20 protein-coding genes are annotated in these 18,684 nt (G+C 75.9%); 11 read left to right on the forward strand and 9 right to left on the reverse strand.

Features of this window, described 5'->3' with window-relative positions; genetic code table 11:
* The first annotated feature begins 58 nt into the window (after positions 1-58).
* Both H7K62_RS16345 and H7K62_RS16350 read left to right on the forward strand, forming a co-directional pair.
* Complete coding sequence (locus H7K62_RS16345) at positions 59-391, forward strand: BlaI/MecI/CopY family transcriptional regulator (RefSeq protein WP_186720453.1); 333 nt, start codon at positions 59-61, stop codon at positions 389-391.
* Positions 392-449: 58 nt separating this feature from the next.
* Positions 450-1,415: a M48 family metalloprotease gene (locus H7K62_RS16350; RefSeq protein ID WP_186720289.1), complete on the forward strand. Its 966-nt coding sequence runs from the start codon at positions 450-452 to the stop codon at positions 1,413-1,415.
* Between the two features lie 853 nt (positions 1,416-2,268).
* Here the strand turns inward: H7K62_RS16350 and H7K62_RS16355 are convergent.
* The 5 genes from H7K62_RS16355 to H7K62_RS16375 form a co-directional block, all read right to left on the reverse strand.
* A complete protein-coding gene (locus H7K62_RS16355) occupies positions 2,269-2,964 on the reverse strand; it encodes a FadR/GntR family transcriptional regulator (RefSeq protein WP_186720291.1) in 696 nt (231 codons plus the stop codon).
* Positions 2,965-3,030: 66 nt separating this feature from the next.
* Positions 3,031-3,939, reverse strand: coding sequence for an NAD(P)-dependent oxidoreductase (locus H7K62_RS16360; protein ID WP_186720298.1), 909 nt, complete (start codon positions 3,937-3,939; stop codon positions 3,031-3,033).
* A 64-nt stretch (positions 3,940-4,003) separates the two neighbouring features.
* Complete coding sequence (locus H7K62_RS16365; RefSeq protein WP_186720300.1) at positions 4,004-5,434, reverse strand: four-carbon acid sugar kinase family protein; 1,431 nt, start codon at positions 5,432-5,434, stop codon at positions 4,004-4,006.
* Between the two features lie 92 nt (positions 5,435-5,526).
* Positions 5,527-6,702 carry an N-acetylglucosamine-6-phosphate deacetylase gene (locus H7K62_RS16370; RefSeq protein WP_186720307.1) on the reverse strand — a complete coding sequence of 392 codons (1,176 nt, stop codon included), beginning with the start codon at positions 6,700-6,702 and terminating at the stop codon, positions 5,527-5,529.
* Positions 6,703-6,719: 17 nt separating this feature from the next.
* Positions 6,720-7,784 (reverse strand): SIS domain-containing protein, encoded by a 1,065-nt coding sequence (locus H7K62_RS16375; protein WP_370591817.1) that lies wholly within the window; start codon positions 7,782-7,784, stop codon positions 6,720-6,722.
* A 100-nt stretch (positions 7,785-7,884) separates the two neighbouring features.
* On the opposite strand from H7K62_RS16375, the gene H7K62_RS16380 reads away from it, so the two are divergent.
* Positions 7,885-8,631, forward strand: coding sequence for a GntR family transcriptional regulator (locus H7K62_RS16380; protein WP_186720311.1), 747 nt, complete (start codon positions 7,885-7,887; stop codon positions 8,629-8,631).
* A gap of 10 nt (positions 8,632-8,641) precedes the next feature.
* Here H7K62_RS16380 and H7K62_RS16385 read toward each other — a convergent pair whose 3' ends face one another.
* Positions 8,642-9,187, reverse strand: a complete 546-nt coding sequence (locus tag H7K62_RS16385) for a GNAT family N-acetyltransferase (protein WP_186720313.1) — start codon at positions 9,185-9,187, stop codon at positions 8,642-8,644.
* 508 nt (positions 9,188-9,695) lie between these two features.
* Here H7K62_RS16385 and H7K62_RS16390 point away from each other — a divergent pair.
* Complete coding sequence (locus H7K62_RS16390) at positions 9,696-10,028, forward strand: hypothetical protein (RefSeq protein ID WP_186720315.1); 333 nt, start codon at positions 9,696-9,698, stop codon at positions 10,026-10,028.
* Positions 10,029-10,086: 58 nt separating this feature from the next.
* Here the strand turns inward: H7K62_RS16390 and H7K62_RS16395 are convergent, their stop codons facing one another.
* Both H7K62_RS16395 and H7K62_RS16400 read right to left on the reverse strand, forming a co-directional pair.
* Positions 10,087-12,147, reverse strand: coding sequence for an HNH endonuclease signature motif containing protein (locus tag H7K62_RS16395; protein WP_186720317.1), 2,061 nt, complete (start codon positions 12,145-12,147; stop codon positions 10,087-10,089).
* A 200-nt stretch (positions 12,148-12,347) separates the two neighbouring features.
* Entirely contained in the window at positions 12,348-13,343 is a 996-nt protein-coding gene (locus tag H7K62_RS16400; RefSeq protein ID WP_370591818.1) for a phosphotransferase enzyme family protein, read from the reverse strand.
* A 62-nt stretch (positions 13,344-13,405) separates the two neighbouring features.
* Here H7K62_RS16400 and H7K62_RS16405 point away from each other — a divergent pair, with 62 nt between their 5' ends.
* From H7K62_RS16405 to H7K62_RS16425, 5 genes are all read left to right on the forward strand, one after another.
* Positions 13,406-13,984: a hypothetical protein gene (locus H7K62_RS16405; protein ID WP_186720319.1), complete on the forward strand. Its 579-nt coding sequence runs from the start codon at positions 13,406-13,408 to the stop codon at positions 13,982-13,984.
* Positions 13,985-13,994: 10 nt separating this feature from the next.
* Positions 13,995-14,435: a PH domain-containing protein gene (locus H7K62_RS24155; RefSeq protein ID WP_186720321.1), complete on the forward strand. Its 441-nt coding sequence runs from the start codon at positions 13,995-13,997 to the stop codon at positions 14,433-14,435.
* On the forward strand, positions 14,432-15,001 hold the full coding sequence (locus H7K62_RS16415; protein ID WP_186720323.1) for a hypothetical protein: 570 nt from the start codon (positions 14,432-14,434) through the stop codon (positions 14,999-15,001). The genes H7K62_RS24155 and H7K62_RS16415 overlap by 4 nt, the downstream gene beginning before the upstream one ends.
* 94 nt (positions 15,002-15,095) lie before the next feature.
* Positions 15,096-15,620, forward strand: coding sequence for a GNAT family N-acetyltransferase (locus H7K62_RS16420; protein ID WP_186720325.1), 525 nt, complete (start codon positions 15,096-15,098; stop codon positions 15,618-15,620).
* Positions 15,621-15,655: 35 nt separating this feature from the next.
* Positions 15,656-16,201: a GNAT family N-acetyltransferase gene (locus tag H7K62_RS16425; RefSeq protein ID WP_222437734.1), complete on the forward strand. Its 546-nt coding sequence runs from the start codon at positions 15,656-15,658 to the stop codon at positions 16,199-16,201.
* 15 nt (positions 16,202-16,216) lie between these two features.
* On the opposite strand, the gene H7K62_RS16430 is transcribed toward H7K62_RS16425, so the two are convergent.
* Positions 16,217-16,645: a VOC family protein gene (locus tag H7K62_RS16430; protein ID WP_222437735.1), complete on the reverse strand. Its 429-nt coding sequence runs from the start codon at positions 16,643-16,645 to the stop codon at positions 16,217-16,219.
* 330 nt (positions 16,646-16,975) lie between these two features.
* On the opposite strand from H7K62_RS16430, the gene H7K62_RS16435 reads away from it, so the two are divergent.
* Together H7K62_RS16435 and H7K62_RS16440 are read left to right on the forward strand one after the other, a co-directional pair.
* Entirely contained in the window at positions 16,976-17,479 is a 504-nt protein-coding gene (locus H7K62_RS16435; protein WP_186720327.1) for an FBP domain-containing protein, read from the forward strand.
* Positions 17,480-17,647: 168 nt separating this feature from the next.
* Positions 17,648-18,679 carry a spore photoproduct lyase family protein gene (locus tag H7K62_RS16440; protein WP_370591824.1) on the forward strand — a complete coding sequence of 344 codons (1,032 nt, stop codon included), beginning with the start codon at positions 17,648-17,650 and terminating at the stop codon, positions 18,677-18,679.
* The last annotated feature ends 5 nt before the right edge of the window (positions 18,680-18,684 follow it).

The following is an 18,684-nucleotide window of genomic DNA, read 5'->3' on the forward strand; positions in this document are numbered from 1 at the left end:
GACGGCGGGAGCCGGCAAGGTCGGCGGACCCGTGGGCGGCGCGCTCGAGCGCGACGTCATGGCCAGGCTGTGGGCCTCGGACGCGCCGCTGACGGTCCGCCAGGTCCACGAGGAGCTGCGCACCAGCGGTGACGACCTCGCCTACACGACCGTCATGACCGTGCTCGACCGGCTGGCCAAGAAGGGCGTGGTCCGCCAGGAGCGCGACGGCCGCGCCTTCCGCTACTCCCCCGTGCAGACCCGCGAGGAGCTCACCGCCGCCCTCATGCTCGAGGCGCTCGGCTCCGCCCCGGACCCGTCCGCGCGCGACGCGGCGCTGGTGCACTTCGTGGGCCGAGTGGGCCCGCAGGGCGTCGCGGCGCTCCGGGCCGCCCTCGACGCCGCCGGCTGACCGAGCGCCGACGGCCGCGCGGCCCCCGGCCGAGCCCGGCACTGGCAGGCTCGCAGCCATGACCGCCTTCGCACTGGGCCTGCTGGGCCTAGTGCTGTCCCTCGTGGTGCCCGCGCCGCTGGCGCGCGCCCGCTGGGCGGCGGCCACCCCCCGGGCGTCGGTGGTGCTGTGGCAGGCGGTGGTGGCGGCCTCGGTGCTGAGCGCCGTCGCCGTCGTCCTCATCGCGCCCGAGGAGATCAGCGGGGCGCTCAGCGCCGGCCCGACCGCCGCCGCGTGGGGGCTGTCCGCCGCGCTGGCGGTGGCGCTGCTCATCGTCACGCGCCTGGTGGTGAGCCTGGTCGGGGTGATGCGGCGGTCGGCGGCGCGGCGCGCCCGGCACCGCGCGCTGCTGGACCTCCTCGACGACGCCGAGCGCAGCGCCGCCCTGGCCAGCGACCTCACCGCTGACCAGCGCCAGCTGCGCGTGCTCGGCGCTCCCCTGCCCCTGGCCTACGGGCTGCCGGGCCGCAGCCCCCGCGTGGTGGTGACCGACGGTGCGCTGCGGCTGCTGGACACCGAGCAGCTGCGCGCGGTGCTGGCGCACGAGCAGGCCCACCTGGACGCCCGGCACGACGTGGTGCTGGAGTCGTTCGCGGCGTTCCACCGGGCCGTGCCGCGACCGCTGCGCAACGACCGCGCGCTCGGCGCGGTGGAGCTGCTGCTGGAGGCCGCCGCGGACGACGCCGCCCGCCGCCGCTGCGGGGGCGCGGGACCGCTGCGCTCGGCGCTGGAGCTGCTGGGCGGCGCCGTCGACCCGGGCGTCGGCGCGCTGGCTGCCGCGGACACCGAGGCCCACCGCGCCCCCGACGACGACGCGCTCGCCGCCCAGCGCGCCCTCCGGCTGGCCCGGCTCGCCGCGGCGCCCACCGCGCGGTGGCGCTCCGTCGGCGTCTGCGCGCTCGCCGCCGGGGTGCTCGTGCTGCCGCCGGTGGTGCTCGTGGCCCCCTGGCTCACCGACGCCCTGTCGAGGCTCCCGCTCCCCTGACCGTGATCATGGGCGTTGCGCGCACACCCCACCGTGATCATGGGCGTTCTGCGCACAGCGAGAGGTGGCTCCCGGGATGCGCACGTCTGCACCGTGCCAGGACGAGGCCGCAGGGTCTGGACCTGTCTGGGCGGATCCGGACTCGAGGTCCTGACGGTGCGCGGAGTCCTGGCGATGGGCCGGCGGGGCGGTGAGGCGGTGGGGCCGTGGGGCGGTGGGGCCGCGGGGCCGTGGGGCGGTGGGGCCGTCGGGCTTCGCCGCCCCGCGGCGCTCCCCACCACCGCGCCTGCCCACCGCAACTGACCGCGGTCAGCTCCGGGGGTGACCGCGGTCAGTTGCGGCGGGCTGTTCCTGGGCCGGGACGTCCGCAGGTGACCGCGGTCAGTCGCGGGAGCGCCCGGGGCGCTGACGCCGTCGCTCGAAGGGCGGGACGGCCAGCCGGGACAGCGATGGCCGGCCGGCCGGGGCGGTCCGGGCTGGTGGGGCGGTCCGGCTCTGCCGCCCCGCGGCGCTCCCCAACACTGCGACTCACCACCGCGACTGACCGCGGTCAGTTTCGGAGGGCTGTTCCTGGGCCGGAACGTCCGCAGGTGACCGCGGTCAGTCGCCGCTGTGCCCTCGTCCTGGGCCGCGACATCCGCAGGTGACCGCGGTCAGTCGCGGGAGCGCCCGGGGCGCTGACGCCGTCGCTCAGAGGGCGGAGGCGGCCAGCTCAACCGGCCAGCTCAACCGGCCAGCGACGACCGCCAGCCGACGCTGCCAGCGGCGACAGCCAGCCGACCCTGCCAGCGGCGACAGCCAGCCGGGACATCGACGGCCGGCCGGCCGGGGCGATCAGGGCCGGGTGCGGCGGTCAGCGGAGCACGTAGCGCTGCAGGTCGCGCAGCGTCTGGTCCATGTGCGACTCCATGGCGGCCCGCGACGCTGCGGCGTCGCCGTCGCGCAGCGCGTCGAGCACGCCGGCGTGCTCGGCGATGGCGTGGACCTGCACCGGCTCGTGCTGCGAGGTCTCGTGGCGGCGCGCGCGCAGCACGGCGGACAGCGGCCCGAGCAGCACCGCCACGAACGGGTTGCCGGAGGCGTGGAGCACCACGTCGTGGAAGGCGATGTCCGCCGCCACGAACGCCTCGACGTCGCCCCCGTCGTGGGCGGTGCGCATGGCGGCGAGGTGCCGCTCCAGCTCGGCGAGGTCGTGGTCGGTGCGGTGGGCGGCCGCGAGCTCGGCGGCCCCCGTCTCCACCATCCGCCGCAGCTGCAGCAGGTGCAGCGGGGCGTCGGCGCCGCCGGAGCGGTCGTGCACGTGGGCGACGGCGCGGATCGAGCTCCACTGGGCCGTCGGCCGCACGCGCGTGCCGCGCCCGCGCTCGACCTCGACCACGCCCTGCGCCTGGAGCACCTTCAGCGCCTCGCGCAGCGTGAGGCGGCTGACCTCGTTCTCCTCGGCCAGCTCCGCCTCGGGCGGCAGCAGCTCACCCGGCGGCGTGCGCCCGTCAGCGACGCGCTCCAGGAGCGCGGCCACCACGACGTCGACCAGGGACTCGCGCGCCAACCGGGACCTCCGTGCGTGGTGGGTGAGCCCGCCACAGTAACGACGACGACGAGCGCCCCACGGCCGTCAGGAGCGGCGGCGCGGGGAGAGCACGCGGATGACGGAGGAGTCGTCGGCCTCGCCGAGGCCCGCGGCCTCCCCCAGCAGGAACAGCTGCTCAGCAGCCGCCGCCACGGGCGCGGCCAGGTGCGCCCGGCGGGCGGCGTCCCCGACGATGCCGAGGTCCTTGACGAAGATGTCGAGGCGGCTGCGCACCTCGGCGCCGTCGGGGTCGTGCGCCAGCAGCATCCGCGGTCCGCGGTCGCCCAGCATGAACGAGGCCGCCGCCCCCGCGCCGAGCGCCTCGAGCGCGCGCTCACGGTCCAGCCCGAGCGCCTCGGCGAGGGCCAGGGCCTCCGCCGCGGCGGCGATGTGCACGCCGCAGAGCAGCTGGTTGACGGTCTTGAGGGCCTGGCCGTCGCCGGCGGCGTCCCCCACCACGGTGAGCGTGGAGGCCAGCAGGTCCAGCACGGGTGCCGCCGTGGCGCGGGCCCGCGGGGTGCCGCCGACCACCACGAGCAGGTCACCGGCGCCCGCGCGGGCGGGCCCGCCGGACAGGGGCGCGTCGACCAGGTCGGCGCCGCGCTCGGCCAGGCGCGCGGCCAGCTCCGCGATGCCGTCGGTGCCCACCGTGCTGGTCAGGACGACGGCGCAGCCGGGCTCGAGGTGGCCGGCGATGCCGTCGTCGTCGGCCGTGCCGAAGAGGAGGGCGTCGAGCTGGGCGGCGTCGCGCACGGCCACGAGCACCACGGCGGCCCCGCGGACCGCGTCGGCGGCGGAGCCGGCCGTCCGGACGCCGGCCTGCGCGGCCAGCTCGAGCCGCGCGGGTGCGGGGTCGTAGCCGCGCACGGGCAGGGCCGTGGCCAGGCGGGTGGCCATGGGCAGCCCCATGGCGCCCAGGCCGAGCACCGCTGTGGTGGGGGTGCTGCTGCTCATCGTCGGGTCCTCCGGAGTGGTCAGCGGCCGTGGTCGCAGGCGGGGGCGAACGGGTGGGGGTCGGTCAGGGCGCGGCGGACAGGGTGCGGACCACGGCGAGCAGCGACCCGTCGTCACCGACGTTCCCCGCGAAGACCACGTACGGGACGCCGGCGGCGGGCCCCTCCACGGGCTCCCACAGCGAGACGATGCCCGGCAGCAGCGGCCCGCGGACCACGGCGCGGCGGATGCCGAGCCCGTACCGGGCGACGTCGCTGGAGGTGATGCCGCCCTTGGCCACCACGAAGCGCGGCGCGGTCCGCGCGACCACACCCCGCACCACCTCGACCACGGCGCGCGAGACCGCGACGGCGATGTCGAGGCTGGCGGCCGCGTCGGCGCCGGTGGTGAGGACCCGCGAGGTGCTGAACACGGCGTCGCCCTCGCGCAGCGCCGCCACCAGCCGCTCCACCACCGCGCCGAGGTGGGCGTCGCGGCGGCCGTCGTCGAGCACGGCGGCCACGTCCACCTCGACGGTGTCGGCGAGCGGGTGGCCCTCGCGCAGCCGCTGCAGCTGGCGGGTGGTCAGCCCCACGTGGGACCCGACGACGACGAGCCCGCCGCGGGCGTCCCCGAGCGGGACCTCCGCGCGGCTCAGGGGCTCGCGGGGCTCCATGCCCACGCGGGCCCGCACGAACGGCGGTCCCACGCGGTGGAGGAACCGGCGTCCCTCCCCCGCGAGGAGCTCCTCGGCGAGGGCCAGGACGCGCAGGTCGTCCTCGCAGGCGGCGTCGACCACCACGACGCGCCCGTCCCGGGCCTCGCGCAGGACGGCCGCGGCGGCCTCGGGGCCCCGGCGCAGGTCGGCGAGGGTGAGCGCGAGCACGTCGGCGGCCACGACGGGCGTGGCGCTCCCGACGGCAGCGCTCTTCTCCGCCACCCAGTCGCGCAGGTCCGAGGAGCGGTACCCGAAGGTGGCGTCACGGGCGAACTCCGTCTCGCCCACCGGGGTGCAGGTGCCGCCGGTGCACCAGTAGTGGACGGCGTCGACGGTGATGCGGCCGGCGTCGGGGAACGCGGGGACGACGAGCACCGCGTCGGGCACGGGCTCCCCGAGCTCGCGCAGGGTCGCGGTGATGACGTCGGTCTCGAGGGGGAAGTGGCCGCGCAGCGTGCTGTCGCTGCGGGAGACGAAGCCGACGTCCACCCCGAGCGCGCGGGCGGCGGCCACCCCGGCGGTGACGACCTCGCGGTCGGTGCGGGCGGCGTCGTCGGGGCCGAGGGCCCGGGTGTTGGTGAGGACGTACACGCAGGGCGCGCCCTGCCGCAGGCCCCAGGCGAGGTCGTCCTCGGTCCAGCGGGTGAGCACGGGGACCCCGTGGACGGACTGGGTGCCCGTGGGGTCGTCGTCGAGGACCACGAGCACGCGACCCGAGGCCGCGACCCGCTCGGCGACGTCAGCGGCCGCGACCGGGTGGACCGGGTGCTCAGCGGTGAGCTCGTCGGCGGTGACCATCCTGGAGCGACCCCCTCGTCATCAGATGTCAGACATCCAACGCCAGGACTCGCCGTCGCGCAACCCCCGAGGCCCCACCCCCGTGGCGGGCGTCAGGGGTGGACGGACTCCACGTGCAGGTCGGCGTCCAGCAGCACGGCCCCGCCGGTGGCCCCGGGCTCGAGGTGGCCGCGGTCGGCGCGCCCCAGCAGCGCCGCCGGCGTGGACGTGACCGCGGCCAGCGCGTCCTCGAACGGCAGGCCGGCGTCCACCGCGCACCGCAGCGCCGCGTCGAGGGTGAGCGTGCTGCCGGCGATCGCTCCCGCCCCAGCAGCGCCGGTCCCGTCGTCGTCGGTGACCAGCCGGGCCACCCCGTCCACCACGGACACGGCCAGCCCGCCCAGCTCGTAGCGCCCGTCGGCGCAGCCGGCGGCAGCCATGGCGTCGGTGACCAGCACCCAGCGCCCGCGTCCGGCGGACCGCGCGGCGTGGGCCAGCACGAGCGGGTGCAGGTGCACGCCGTCGGCGATGAGCTCCACCACCACGCGCTGGTCCTCCAGCAGCGCGACCACGGGGCCGGGGTCGCGGTGGTGCACCGCAGGCATGGCGTTGAACAGGTGGGTGGCCACGCGCGCACCCTCGTCGACGGCGGCCCGCGCCCCCGCCGCGTCCGCGTCGGTGTGACCGACCGCCACCAGCACCCCGGCTGCGCTCAGCCGCCGCACGGCGTCCAGCCCTCCCGGCAGCTCGGGGGCCACCGTGGCCATGACCACCGCGCCGGTCGCGACCAGCGCCTCGACGTCGTCGTCGACCGGAGCCCGCAGCAGCGCCGGCGCGTGCGCACCGGCGCGGGCCGGGCTCAGCCACGGCCCCTCGAGGTGCACGCCGGCCAGCTCCCCGCTGCGCACGAGGGGTCCCAGCGCTGTCGCCACCGCCACCAGCTCGGCCACCGGCCGGGTGACCAGCGACGCCACGAGCGTGGTGGTGCCGTGCTCGCGGTGGGTGCGCGCGACGGTCCGCGCGGCCGCCGCCTCGCGCTCGGGGTCGCCGTGCCCGTCGCCGAAGGCCGCCCCTCCCCCGCCGTGGCAGTGCACGTCCACGAACCCGGGCACCACCCGGTGACCGCGCTCCTCGTGCTCGGCGGGCGGCGCCGGCTGGAACCCGGCTCCCACGGCCGTGACCCGGCCGCCCGCCAGGTGGACCCAGCCGTCGGTGATGACGCGCCGCCCGGTGTGGACCTCGCCGCGCAGCAGCACGGACGCCGCAGCCGCCGTCGTCGCCGTCGTCATCGGTCGCCCCGGGAGGGTCAGCGGGTCTCGGTGACCTTGCGCAGGCCGCGCGGGGAGTCGGGGTCCAGGCCGCGGGCGAGCGCCATGTGCGCGGCCAAGCGCTGCAGGGGCACGATCTGCACCACCGGCGCGAGGTCCTCGGGCATGCCCGACGGCAGGGCGAGCCGCACGGTCGCGTGCGGCGCGAGACCGCTCGGCGCGACGGCGCACACGTCGGCGCCGCGCTCGTGCAGGGCGTCGAGCACCGGGCTCAGCGCCTCGCCCCCCGGTCCCTCGGGGACGACGACGACGACGGGGCGGTCGGCGTCGACCATGGCCAGGGGCCCGTGCATGAGGTCGGCGGCGGAGAACGCCATCGCCGACAGGTAGGAGGTCTCCATGAGCTTCAGCGCCGCCTCGCGGGCGGTGGGGTAGCTGAAGCCGCGGCCGGTGAGGACGAGCCGGTCCACGAAGCGGTAGCGCGCGGCCACGGCGTCGACGTCGCTCGAGTCCACCGCCTGCGACAGCAGGGCCGGCAGCGCCGCCGCCGGCTCCAGCGACGCGCCCCGCCAGGCCTGCACGAGCAGCCAGAGGGTGAGCAGCTGCGCGGTGTAGCTCTTGGTGGCGGCGACGGCCAGCTCCGGGCCAGCGAGCACGTCGAGGTGGAGCTCGGCGGCCTGGGCCAGCGGGGAGGCGGCGTTGTTGGTGACCGCCAGCGTCATTGCACCGGCGCGGCGGGCGGCGGCGGTCGACTCCACGAGGTCGGGCGAGCCGCCGGACTGGCTGACGGAGATCCACAGCACGCCGCGCAGGTCCGGCTGGGCGCCGTAGACGGTGAGCGTGGAGGTGGAGGTCAGCCCCGCGGGCAGGCCGAGCTGCACCTCCACGAGGTACTTGGCGTACAGCGCGGCGTGGTCGCTGGTGCCGCGGGCGGTGAGCAGCACCATCCGGGGGGCGGCCTCGCGCACGGCCCGGGCGACCCGCTGCAGCTCCCCACCGGCAGCGCTCGCACCGGTCACCAGGCGCTCCGCGACGGCGGGCTGCTCGGCGATCTCGGCGAGGACCAGGCGTCCGCGCTCGCTCGTCGGGGGGTGCTGCGTCACAGGGGGCCTCCGGGGTGCGCTTGACGCGGGGCGTCGCTCCCGCCATCGTCGGGTCAACTGGACCGTACCAGTGCAGACCAGTGGCGTGGAGGGGCAGAGCATGGCTGACCGCGTGGTCGAGGGGCCCGTGCCCAAGCGCGAGCAGCTCATCGCCATCCTGCGCCGCACCGCCGTGGAGGACCTGGCGCCCGACCAGCCCGTCCCCTCCGAGCGCGAGCTGGTGGACCGCCACGGCGTGAGCCGGCAGACCGTGCGTGAGGCGATCGGCCAGCTCGTCCACGAGGGCGTGCTCCACCGGGTGCACGGCAAGGGCACCTTCGTGGCGGCGCGCCAGGTGCAGACGCACCTGCACCTGGCGTCCTTCACGCAGGACATGCGCCGTCGCGGCCTGGCGCCGTCCACCCGGGTGCTGCACGCGGAGGCCGCCGACCCGCCGGCCGGGGTGGCCACCGCGCTGCGCCTCGCGACCTCCCGCAGCGAGGCCGCCGCGAGCGTCTGGCGCGTGGAGCGGCTGCGGCTGGCCGACGGCGTGCCCATGGCGCTGGAGGAGAGCTGGTTCCCCGTGCGCCTGGTGCCCGGCCTGCTCGACCACGACCTCGCCGGCTCGCTCTACACCCTCCTGGGCCGGGAGTACGGCCTGGTGCCGTCCACCGGAGACCAGGTGCTCACCGCCGAGGCCGCCACGCGCGCGCAGGCGGAGCTGCTCCGCACCGCCCCGGGGGCGCCGCTGCTCGTCTTCACCAGGACGACGAGCGCCGGCGACGTGGTCGTGGAGCACACCACCTCGCGCTACCGGGCCGACAGGTACAGCGTCCGGACGACCCTGGACCGCGCGACCGAGCGCTGACCAGCGGCGCTCACGCCGTCGGGGAGGTCGGCCGCGTCCACCGGCGCAGGACCACCGGCCGGCCGTGCTGCTCCCCCGCCACCTCCTCGCCGCGGATGAAGCCGGCGCGCTGCGCCACCCGCTCGCTGGCGACGTTCCCGTCGATGGTCATGAGCGCGACCGACGGGTGCCCCAGCTCCCCGGCGCAGCCCACCAGGGCGAGCACCGACGCGGTCGCTGCTCCCCGCCCGCGCCCGCGGGGAAGCAGCGCGTAGAAGACCTCCGGTTCCGGCTCGCGGAGCGCTCCCAGGCCGCACCAGCCGAGCACCGCACCGTCAGCGTCGCGGACCACGTAGCGCTGGACGGACCCTCCGGCGGTCCGCGCCAGCTGGCGGTGGAGCCGCGCGCGCGCCGCCGCCTCGTCGAGACCGGCGGGGACGTAGGTCCACGCCACCACGTCCGGCACGGCGGACAGCGCCAGCTCGACGGACCAGTCGTCCTCGGTCAGCGCCGCCAGGAGGAACGGGGCCGCTGCCAGCTGAGCAGGAGGACGACGACGAGGGGCAGCACCGGCCATCCCCGCACTGTGCCGACCCGGCCCACCCGCGAGGAAGACCACCGCCGCGAGGCACAGCCCGTTCCCAGCGGTCTCGCCGTCGTCGTCGAGGACCGGGCCGCCGGTGTTGGGGACCGGTGACGGACTGGTCGTGGGCGCGAAGGTCCGATCGACTGTCGCACCGCGCGCTGCGACTCCGTTTCCTCCCGCGCACGTGACTTCCCGAGCGCCAGGGGCAGCCGGACCGCGCCCACGGCCCTCAGACCGCGCTGGCGTCGCCGCGTGCTGGTGGTCCCGTCACCCGTGGCCGCTCCCGGTGGTCGTGGTGCCCTCGACGGAGAAGACGCTCGAGGCGCCGATGCCGTGGCACCCGCCGCTGCCCGAGCGGCCCTGTCTGCGGTCCCCACGGCGGTCAGCGGTGGCGGAGAGCGCCTCGGCTCGGCGCGGGAGGTGGCGTCGGCCAGGGGCGCGCTGCGCCTCGGCTGCGGCGCCGCTCGCGCTGCGCGACCGCTGGTCCCACGCTCGTCGGATGGACGACGACGAGCGGGTGGCGACCACCGCGTTCCTCCCCGGCGGTCACGTCGGCACCTGCCCGTCGTGCGGGGGCACGGCCGTGCAGGCCGCTCGCTACCCGCGAGCCCTCTGCGCGGTCTGCACGCGGTCCGCCACGTGCGAGGCCCACGGGCTGCCGGCCGCGCTCGGCGGGGACAGCGGCTCGCCGCTCGGCGGCTGGGTGCCGGGTCACCTCGCGCCCGGAGGCTGGGACCCGTGCACCGGGGACGGCGCCGTGGTGGTGCGGGGCCAGCGCTGCCTGCTGGTCGAGGCGCGGTTCGGGGGCGCGGTGGTGCAGCCCGCGGAGTGAGGCGGGCAGCGCACAGCTGAGCGCGGCCGGGCACGCAGGCGCGCTCAGCCCCGCGGGGTCAGCAGTCGCAGGTGCTGCGGGCTGAGGGGATGTCCGGGGGTGGCCCCGCATCGTGCTCACCCGGCTCGCCCGACTCATCCGGCTGGGGTGCCCCAGCTCCAGGTCGGGGTCCTGGTCCGGGTTCAGGTGGCGGTCCAGGTGGTGGTCCCTGATGGCCGAAGGCGCCGGGGTCGGTGAGCAGCAGCAGCTGCTCGGTGCGCCGCGCGGTGGTGTGCTCCAACACCCGACGGGGGTTGAGCAGCCACCGCTGCAACGGGTCGACACTGACCGGCGGACGCACCTGCGGGGCACCGCCCACCATCCGCACCTGCCACACACCGAGGGTCACCAGCACGTGGTGACGCCCGCACAACAACACCCCCTGGTCCACATCAGTAGGACCCCCGTGCCCCCAGGCGTGGGTGTGGTGGGCCTCCCACCACCCCGGCGGGGAGGTGCACCCCGGGATCACACACCCGCCATCACGAGCCAGCATCGCCCGGCGCTGGGCCGGGGAGAACAACCGCACGCTGCGTCCCAGCGCCAGCACCGCAGCACTGCCGCCCTGACAGGACAGGGTCACCGTGTGCAGCAGCGCCGTGCACGCCAGGTGCTGCAGCGCGGTGGTGCCCAGTCCCCGCCGGGTGGTCTCACAGCTGGCTTGCCCGGCCCCGGGCACACCGGTGAGCTGGTCGGTGGTGGCGGTGACGATGAGGCGCGCCGCCTCCCCACCGCGGGCCTGGTCCCCGGCCCGGGCCAAGCGGGCCAGCAGTCCCAGGGCGTCGGCGCGGCGCTGGGGCGCGGTGCGCTGATCACGCACCGCCACCCCCGCCCGGCCGCCGGCCGGTTGCCCGGCCGGCTGGGCATCGCCTCCGGTGGCGCCCTCACGGTCGCCGAACCCCGGCAGGGGCTGGCCGGCGGGCTGGCCGGCGGGCTGATCGGCCAGGGGGGCGTGCACGGTGGGGTCGGGCTTGGCGTAGTGGTCGATGGCGGCTTTGAGCTCAGCGCCGGTGAGCGCGTCCAGGCGGGCGCGCACGTCCACCACCCCATCGGCGTGCACGGTGAAGTGCAGGTAGCGCTTGTCCACGGCGTCGGGGTCGAAGCCCCGCTCGGGCCGGTCGGGGTCGATCGTGCGGGCCACCACCTCACACGCGATGACGGCCTGGGGGTGGCTCAGCCCGGGCAGGGCGCTGGCCAGCAGCGCATCGGCCAGCGCGCCGTGGGCGCGGCGCAGCCGCGCGGGCAGGGCGGCCAGGGTGCGCCGGGCCAGGGCGGCGATGTCGGTGGAGACCTGCCCGGCGGCGTGGGCTGCCCCGAGGCGTCCCAGTCCCTCCCCGGAGTGGGTGTGCGCTGGGCTCATCGCGGCTGCAGCGGCCACCTCCGCGTCCAGGTCCACCCCCAGCCCCACACCCTCATCCACACCCTCATCCACACCGCCATCGACACCCTCGTCCACAGCGTCAGCACTGCCGTCGCCGTCGTCGGTGGTGCTGGCCGCGCTGGCGTCGTGGCTGGTGGTGGCCGCGCTGAGGTCGGTGCCGACCGGGATCGGCAGCGGGGCCGGGGGTGTGGTCAGTGCCGTGGCCAGGCCTGCTTCGGTGCTGGCGCGGCGGGGGTCGGCACCGGTGTGGGTCAGCAGCAGGTCCACCACCGAGGTGGCTCCCAGGGTCTGCAGGTCTGCGGGGGTGAAGGAGGCGGTCAGGCGCAGCAGCGCCGCCTCCAGCACGTCGCGGGCGCGGGCGCCTTGGCGCAGTGCCTCCACCCGCTGGTGGGGGCTGAGGGAGGCGAGGTAGCAGGCGGCGGCTGCGGCCTGGTCAGCCCCAGCGCGGGTGGTGGTCAGGGCCTGCGCCAGCGGACCAGCCAGCGGCAGCGGCACTTCACCGGCAGACGTGCCATCGTCGTCCTGGGGAGCGCAGGGGTCGGCGCCGAGGGCGCCGGGGGCCAGTGGCTCGGCGACCCAGTCGGTGCTGCTCCCCTCGGTGCTGCTCACCTCAGGGCTGCTCGCCTCGGGGCTGCTCACCTCCGGACTGCCACCGGTGGAGTCGCCCTCGTGGGGCGTCTCGGCGGCCGTCCAGGTCATGTGGATCACGCTAGGGGTCGGCACCGACAGTCGAACGGGCGTGCATCGAGCCTGCACAGGGGCATGATTCGCGCAAGTCGAGGTTCACTCCCCTGCGCCCGTCTGACGCTCGGTAGTGAGTCGACCACCACCAAGGGGGCCATCCGCGCAGGCTCGTGGAGGTGGTCACGCCCTGCAGCCACCGAGCGTCTCGCCGGGCGTCAGCGGATCGCAGCCGCCCACCCCGCGGGGTCGTCGGGTCCCGGGACGGCGACGACGGCGTGCCAGAGCAGCAGCGCCTCGAACCAGCGGCGCTCCAGGTCCCCGAGAGGCCGCACCGCGGCGTAGCCCTCCACCAGCGCTCGCTGCGCCGTCGGCGCCGTGGGCGCCCAGCCCGTGAAGCGCGTGCCGAGGTAGGTGCAGGCCTGGGCCAGGTCGTCCGCGCGGTGCCGCACGGACGTCTCGTCGAGGTCGAGCACGGCCGCCACCTGCGAGCCCCTCATGAGCACGTTCGCGGCGCGCAGGTCGCCGTGCACCAGCTGCGGGGTGTCGTCGTCCAGGTCGGGCAGGTCGGCCACCAGCCCCGCCAATCGGCGCGACGCCTCAGGGACGAGCCCGCGGTCGTGCTCCGCCAGCCACCGGAGCAGGTGCGGGCGCACCGGGGCCGGGGCGCCCCGGTCGGGACGGTCCGCCAGCGCCGCCACCAGCTCCCGCGGAGCGTGCGCGAGCGCGGCGTGCAGGTGCGCCAGACAGGCGCCCACCGCACGCACGGCGTCCAGGTCGGTGACGTCGAGCCAGTCGCCCTCGACCTGCGGCAGCACGCTCACCGACAGCGGCCCGAGCAGACCGTCGACGACGACGCGGGCCCGTCCGTCCAGCGCCGGGACCGGCTCCGCCACCGGCACGCCCCGCTCGGCGAGCAGGCGGAGCAGCTGCGCGAGGGCGTCGAGCCGACCGAAGCGCGACCGGTCGCAGGAGAGCTTGACCACGAGGTCACCGCGACCGCCGCGACCGCCGTCGGTCGTGGCCCAGGCGATGGCGTTGCGGTCGCTGATGACCACCCGCGGGACGGCCGTCACCGTCAGGTCCCACGTGGCGGCGAGCGTCGTCGTCGTCCAGCGGGTCAGGGCGGTCAGGTCGGCGAAGCCGAACCGCTCCCGCAGCGCCGTCGGCGCGTCGACCGGCTCCCAGAGCATGGACAGGCCAGCGGGCAGCACCCCCCGAACGCTAGACGGCCACCGGGTTGCCCGTGATCGCAGAGTGCCTAGGGTCACCAGTTGTGGATCAGGGGCGCGAGACGGGTGCCGCGGTGCTGTCAGCGCTGGCCGACCAGCTGCACCGCGGCGAGAGGCTGCTGTGGACGGGAGAGCCCGACCCGTCGGTGCTCTTCACCGGGTCGGACGTGTTCCTCGTGCCGTTCAGCCTGCTCTGGTGCGGCTTCACCACCTTCTGGATCCACGGCGTGGTGAGCAGCGGAGCGCCGGCGGCGGTGGTGGCCTTCGGCGGCGTCTTCGCCGTCATCGGCCTCTACGTGCTGGTGGGCAGGTTCGTCGTCAAGCGGTGGACCAAGGAGCGCACCCGGTACGCCGTCACCGACCAGCGGGCCCTGGTCATCACCGGGAGCTCCAGCGTCTCCGACGCCGACCTGCGGCGGGCTTCGGTGTCGGTCCGCTACGGACGCGGGAGGCGGCACGTCACCGTGACCGTCGGCCCAGGAGGCGGCTGGTCGCCCGCGGCGGTGTACGCCAACACCGGCATGGACGTCTTCGGCATGCGGGGGCCCCAGCAGTTCGGGCTGTACGACGTCGCCGACGTCGAGGGTCTGACCCGCGCCCTCAAGACCGCCCGCGAGCGCTGAGGGAGCAGCGGTGGCGGAGGGCAGCACCGCAGCGGCGTGGGACGACGTGCTGCGCGAGCACGCCGCCCGACAGCGCCCCGCCTCCAGGGCGGGGTACGTCGCGTGGCTGGTGCTCGTGGTGCTGCTGGTGGTCTTCTCCGTCCTCCACCAGCGGTGGGTCGGCGCGCTGGGCCTGGGCCTCAGCGCGTTCGGCCTCGTCCTGGACCGCCGGCGACGACTGGTCCAGCGGCCGACCACCACGGCCAGCGGCGATGGCCTCCTGATCTGCGCCGTGGACCGGGACCGCTACATCACCTGGGACCAGGTGCTGGAGGTCTACCCGCGCGCGGCGTGGGCGAGCTGGCCGACGGTCCGCACGCGGGACGGCTCCACGGTCGCCCTGCCGGGGGTGGACGACCGCGCGGCGGCGCGCCTGGAGCAGTTCGCCGCGCACCTCGGGGTGGGCCGGTGAGCCCTGGCCCCGTCCCGGGGGTGGACCTGCGCGACGGCGAGGTGCTCCTGTGGACGGGAAGGCCCGACCCGTCAGTGCTGTTCACGCGAGCCGACGCCTTCCTCGTGCCGTTCAGCGTCTACGCGTTCGTCACCTCGGCGCTGTTCACCACCTGGGCGACGACCGGGGCTCTCCAGACGCCGCAGGCCCCACCCGGCCTCGTCGGCCTCTACGCCCTCTTCACCCTCGGCAGCGCCTACCTCCTGGTGGGGAGGTTCGTCGTGAAGCGGCGGACCAAGCGACGCACGCACTACGCCGTCACCGACCAGCGGGCCATCATCGTGACGGGGACGTCGGGGGTGTCCTTCGCAGACCTGACACGTCCCTCGATCGCGCTGCGCTTCGCGCGGGACCGGCAGCACGTCACCATCGTGGTCGGCACGGTCAGGTCGCCCGTGGTCGCCTCCGCCTACGGGAACACGGGTCTGGAGCTCCTGGGCTGGCGAACCAGCCCGCCCTTCGCGTTCTACGACGTCGCCGACGTCGCCGGCCTCACCAGCGCTCTGCGCACGGCGGCCCAGCGTTAAGCGTGATGCCACCTCCGGCACAGCAGGCTCCGAGGCGAGCCACCTACCGTCTCGTGCAGAGCCTCAGCCGCCCCCCTCGGCTGAGGCTCTTCTCATGCCTGCTGCAGGTGCTCCCGCCCCGCTGACCGTCCGCCGCGCCACCTCCACCGACCGCGTCGTGCTCGAGCACCTGTGGGCGCTGTTCTGCCACGACCTGTCCCCCGTCACCGACGAGCTCCCGGACAGCTCCGGGCGGTTCCGCCACGAGCGGCTCGACAGAGCCCTGGAGGACGACGCGGGGTGGGCCGCCTCTCTCGTGCTGCGCGGCCCCTCACCGGTCGGCCTCGTCGTCGTCCGCAGTCTCGACGCGGACGAGCGCAGGCTGAACAGCTTCTTCGTCGTCGCCGCGGCGCGTCGTCACGGACACGGACTGGCCGCCGCACTGGCGGTGGTGCGGGCGCACCCGGGACCGTGGGCCGTGGCGTTCCAGGACGTGAACGCCGCCGCGCGGGCCTTCTGGCCGCGCGTGGCGTCCGCGTGCTCCGATGACACCTGGACGCTGGAGCACCTGCCGGTCCGCGGGCGACCGGACCTCGCGCCCGACACGTGGATCAGGTTCACCAGCCGATCTGCCGGCTGAGCCGCCAGGACGAGACCGACGAGCAGACTGCAGGGGTGGACCACGAGCTGAGCACGCCCGAGGGGCTGCTCCTGAGGCCCTGGCAGGACGACGACGCAGAGGTCGTCCACGAGGCCTTCAGCAACCCGGACATGAGTCGTCAGGTGGCAGTTCCCATCACCGACCTCGGGACCGCGCGGGCGTGGGTCGCGCGGACCACCACCGGCTGGTCGACCGGTAGGGGGTTCTCGTGGGCGGTCACCCGCGCGGACGGTGCCGTGGTCGGGAGCGTGTCCGTGTCGAGCATCGACCGCCGGCACGAGGAGGGGTGGGTGTCGTACTGGACGCTGCCCGCTGCACGAGGACGCGGCGTGGCTGCGGCGGCGACCCGGGCCGCAGCGTGGTGGGCCTTCACGGAGGGAGGCCTGCACCGCCTGGAGCTCGGGCACCGCGCGAACAACCCCGCGTCGTGCCGGGTGGCCCTGGCTGCGGGGTTCGTCGTCGAGGGCGTGGAGCGGGCCAAGCTCCTCTACGACGGTGTGCGCTTCGACGTGGAGCGCCACGCGCGGCTCGCCACCGACCCCTGGCCGTCGCCGGCGTGAGCCGGTGCCCGTCCGTCAGCGGGGCAGACCGGGCAGGTCGGGGTTGTGGGCGACCTCCCACGCGTGGCCGTCCGGGTCGAGGAAGTACCCGTCGAGCCCGTCGAAGAACGGGCTCCGCTCCGCGGGCTTGCTGATGGTCGCGCCAGCGGCGCGCGCCGCCTCCAGGACGGCGAGGACGTCGTCGTCGGAGTCGCAGTTGATGGCGTACGTGGCGCCGCGGAACACCCCGGGCCGCGGTGCCTCCCCTGGCGCGGCCAGCCGCGCGTCCTCCGCCAGCGAACCCTGGTCGAACAGCGCGAGCATCGACCCCGCGTTGTCGAAGAAGCTGATGCTCGGCTGCGACTCGGGCCGTCGACGCCACCCGAGCGCCTCGTAGAAGGCGGTGGAGCGGGCGAGGTCGGTCACGCCGAGGGTGACGATGGAGATCCGGGACGGCACGGTCATGCCGGCACCGTGGCACGGGGGTCCGACAGCGGGAAGGCCGGCGGAACTCCGTGGCGCCAGGGCCGCCGAGGTGGTTACCGTAGGCACGTGAGCACTGCGACGGTCCGCTCCTGCGGGCGCCCGGAGGTGGTCGGCGGGCTCTCCGCCGGCACGAGGTGACCGCCGCTCCCGGCCCCCTGCGGGTCGCCGGGCAGCGGCGCAGCGACAGCACACCCACCCGTCCGCGGGACGACCCTCGTCGTCGTCCTCCGGGTGCCCTGCCGCCTGCGCCTCCCCCAGGACCACCGCCCGCCGCCGGTACCGCGACGGGCCCTCACGGACAGGCCCCCGATGCTCCCCCTCGACGTGCGCACCCTGCGCTCCTGCCTGGTCAACGCCTCCCGCAAGGAAGCCGCCGACCTCACCCCGCCCGACCTCGCCGCCCTCGACTGGGACCACCTCGACCTGCTGGGGTGGCGCGACCCGAAGCTCCCCCGCCGCGCGTACGTGGTGGTTCCCGGCCACCAGGACGACGACGGCGGCCTCCCGCGCGGCGTGCTGCTGCGCCAGGCCGAGGCCGTCCCGCGGCGGCGGGCGCAGTGCGCGTGGTGCCAGGACGTCACGCTGCCGAACGACGTGGTCTTCTACGCCGCCCGCCTCGCCGGCGCCGAGGGGCGGCAGGGCGCCACGGTGGGCACGCTGCTCTGCCGCGACTTCGAGTGCTCGCGCAACGTGCAGGTGCTGCCACCGCTGGCGTACGAGGGGTTCGACAGGGAGGCGGCTCGCCAGCAGCGGATCGCGGTGCTGGAGGAGAGGTCGCGCGCGTTCCTGGCGGCGGTGCTCAGCGAGGGATGAGGGTCATCGGGCGGGTGTCGGTGGTGGCGCCGATGCTGGGGCGGTGTTCCTCTTCTTCAGCAACCGGGCGGGATGCCTGGGGTCGCTGGTCATCAGCCTCGTGGTGACGCTGCTGCTCGTGGCTGCCTTCACGCTGCTGTGACGCGTCGCCTGCTCGACGTCCGCACGGTGTTCGCCGAGCCGGCCGCCCTCGCCCTGCCGCGTGGCCGCGAGGTGGTGGAGCGGTGGCCGGACGCGGAGGTGGTGGAAGTCGCGTCCGCCCTGCGAATCCCGGCCGTCCACGGTGACGACGCCAGCGTGGACCGGTGGGTGCGCACCAAGACCGAGGTGCTCGCCCTCGGGGTGCGCAAGAGCCTGACCGCCCGCAAGAACGACAGGTCGGCCAACTGGATCGCCCCGTCGCTGTCCAACGGCTGCGCCATGGCGTGCGCCTACTGCTACGTGCCCCGGCACAAGGGGTACGCCAACCCCATCACCGTGTACGCCAACAGCGACGACGTGGTCGGGTACCTGCAGCGCCACGTGGCCCGGCAGGGCGTCAAGCCGGGGCCGGACCAGTGCGACCCGTCCGCGTGGGTCTACGACATCGGCGAGAACTCCGACGCCTCGGTCGACGCGCTGGTGTCGGACAACGTGCGCGACCTCGTCCGCGCCTTCGCCGACCTGCCCACCGCCAAGGCGAGCTTCGCCACCAAGCACGTCAACCGCGACCTGCTCACCTACGACCCCCGCGGCCGCACCCGGGTGCGCTTCTCGGTGATGCCGGAGCGGATGGCGAGGCTCGTGGACGTCCGCACCGACCCGGTCCGCGAGCGCATCGCGGCCGTGGACGACTTCGTGGACGCCGGGTACGAGGTGCACCTCAACCTCTCCCCGGTCATCGTGCACGAGGGCTGGCTGCAGGAGTGGTCGGAGCTGCTGGCGCAGCTGGACGACGCGCTGTCGGCGCGCGCCAAGGCCCAGTGCGCGGCGGAGGTCATCTTCCTCACCCACAACGCCGGGCTGCACGAGGTGAACCTCGGCTGGCACCCGAAGGGCGAGGAGGCGCTGTGGCGCCCCGACGTCCAGGAGGCGAAGCGCTCGCACAACGGCATGGAGAACGTCCGCTACCGGGCGCGGTGGAAGGCGGTGTGGGTGCAGCGCCTGCTGGACCTCATCGCCGAGCGCACGCCCTGGCTGACCGTCAGGTACGCCTTCTGACCGCC

Source organism: Quadrisphaera sp. RL12-1S, assembly GCF_014270065.1.
Classification (GTDB): Bacteria; Actinomycetota; Actinomycetes; order Actinomycetales; family Quadrisphaeraceae; genus Quadrisphaera.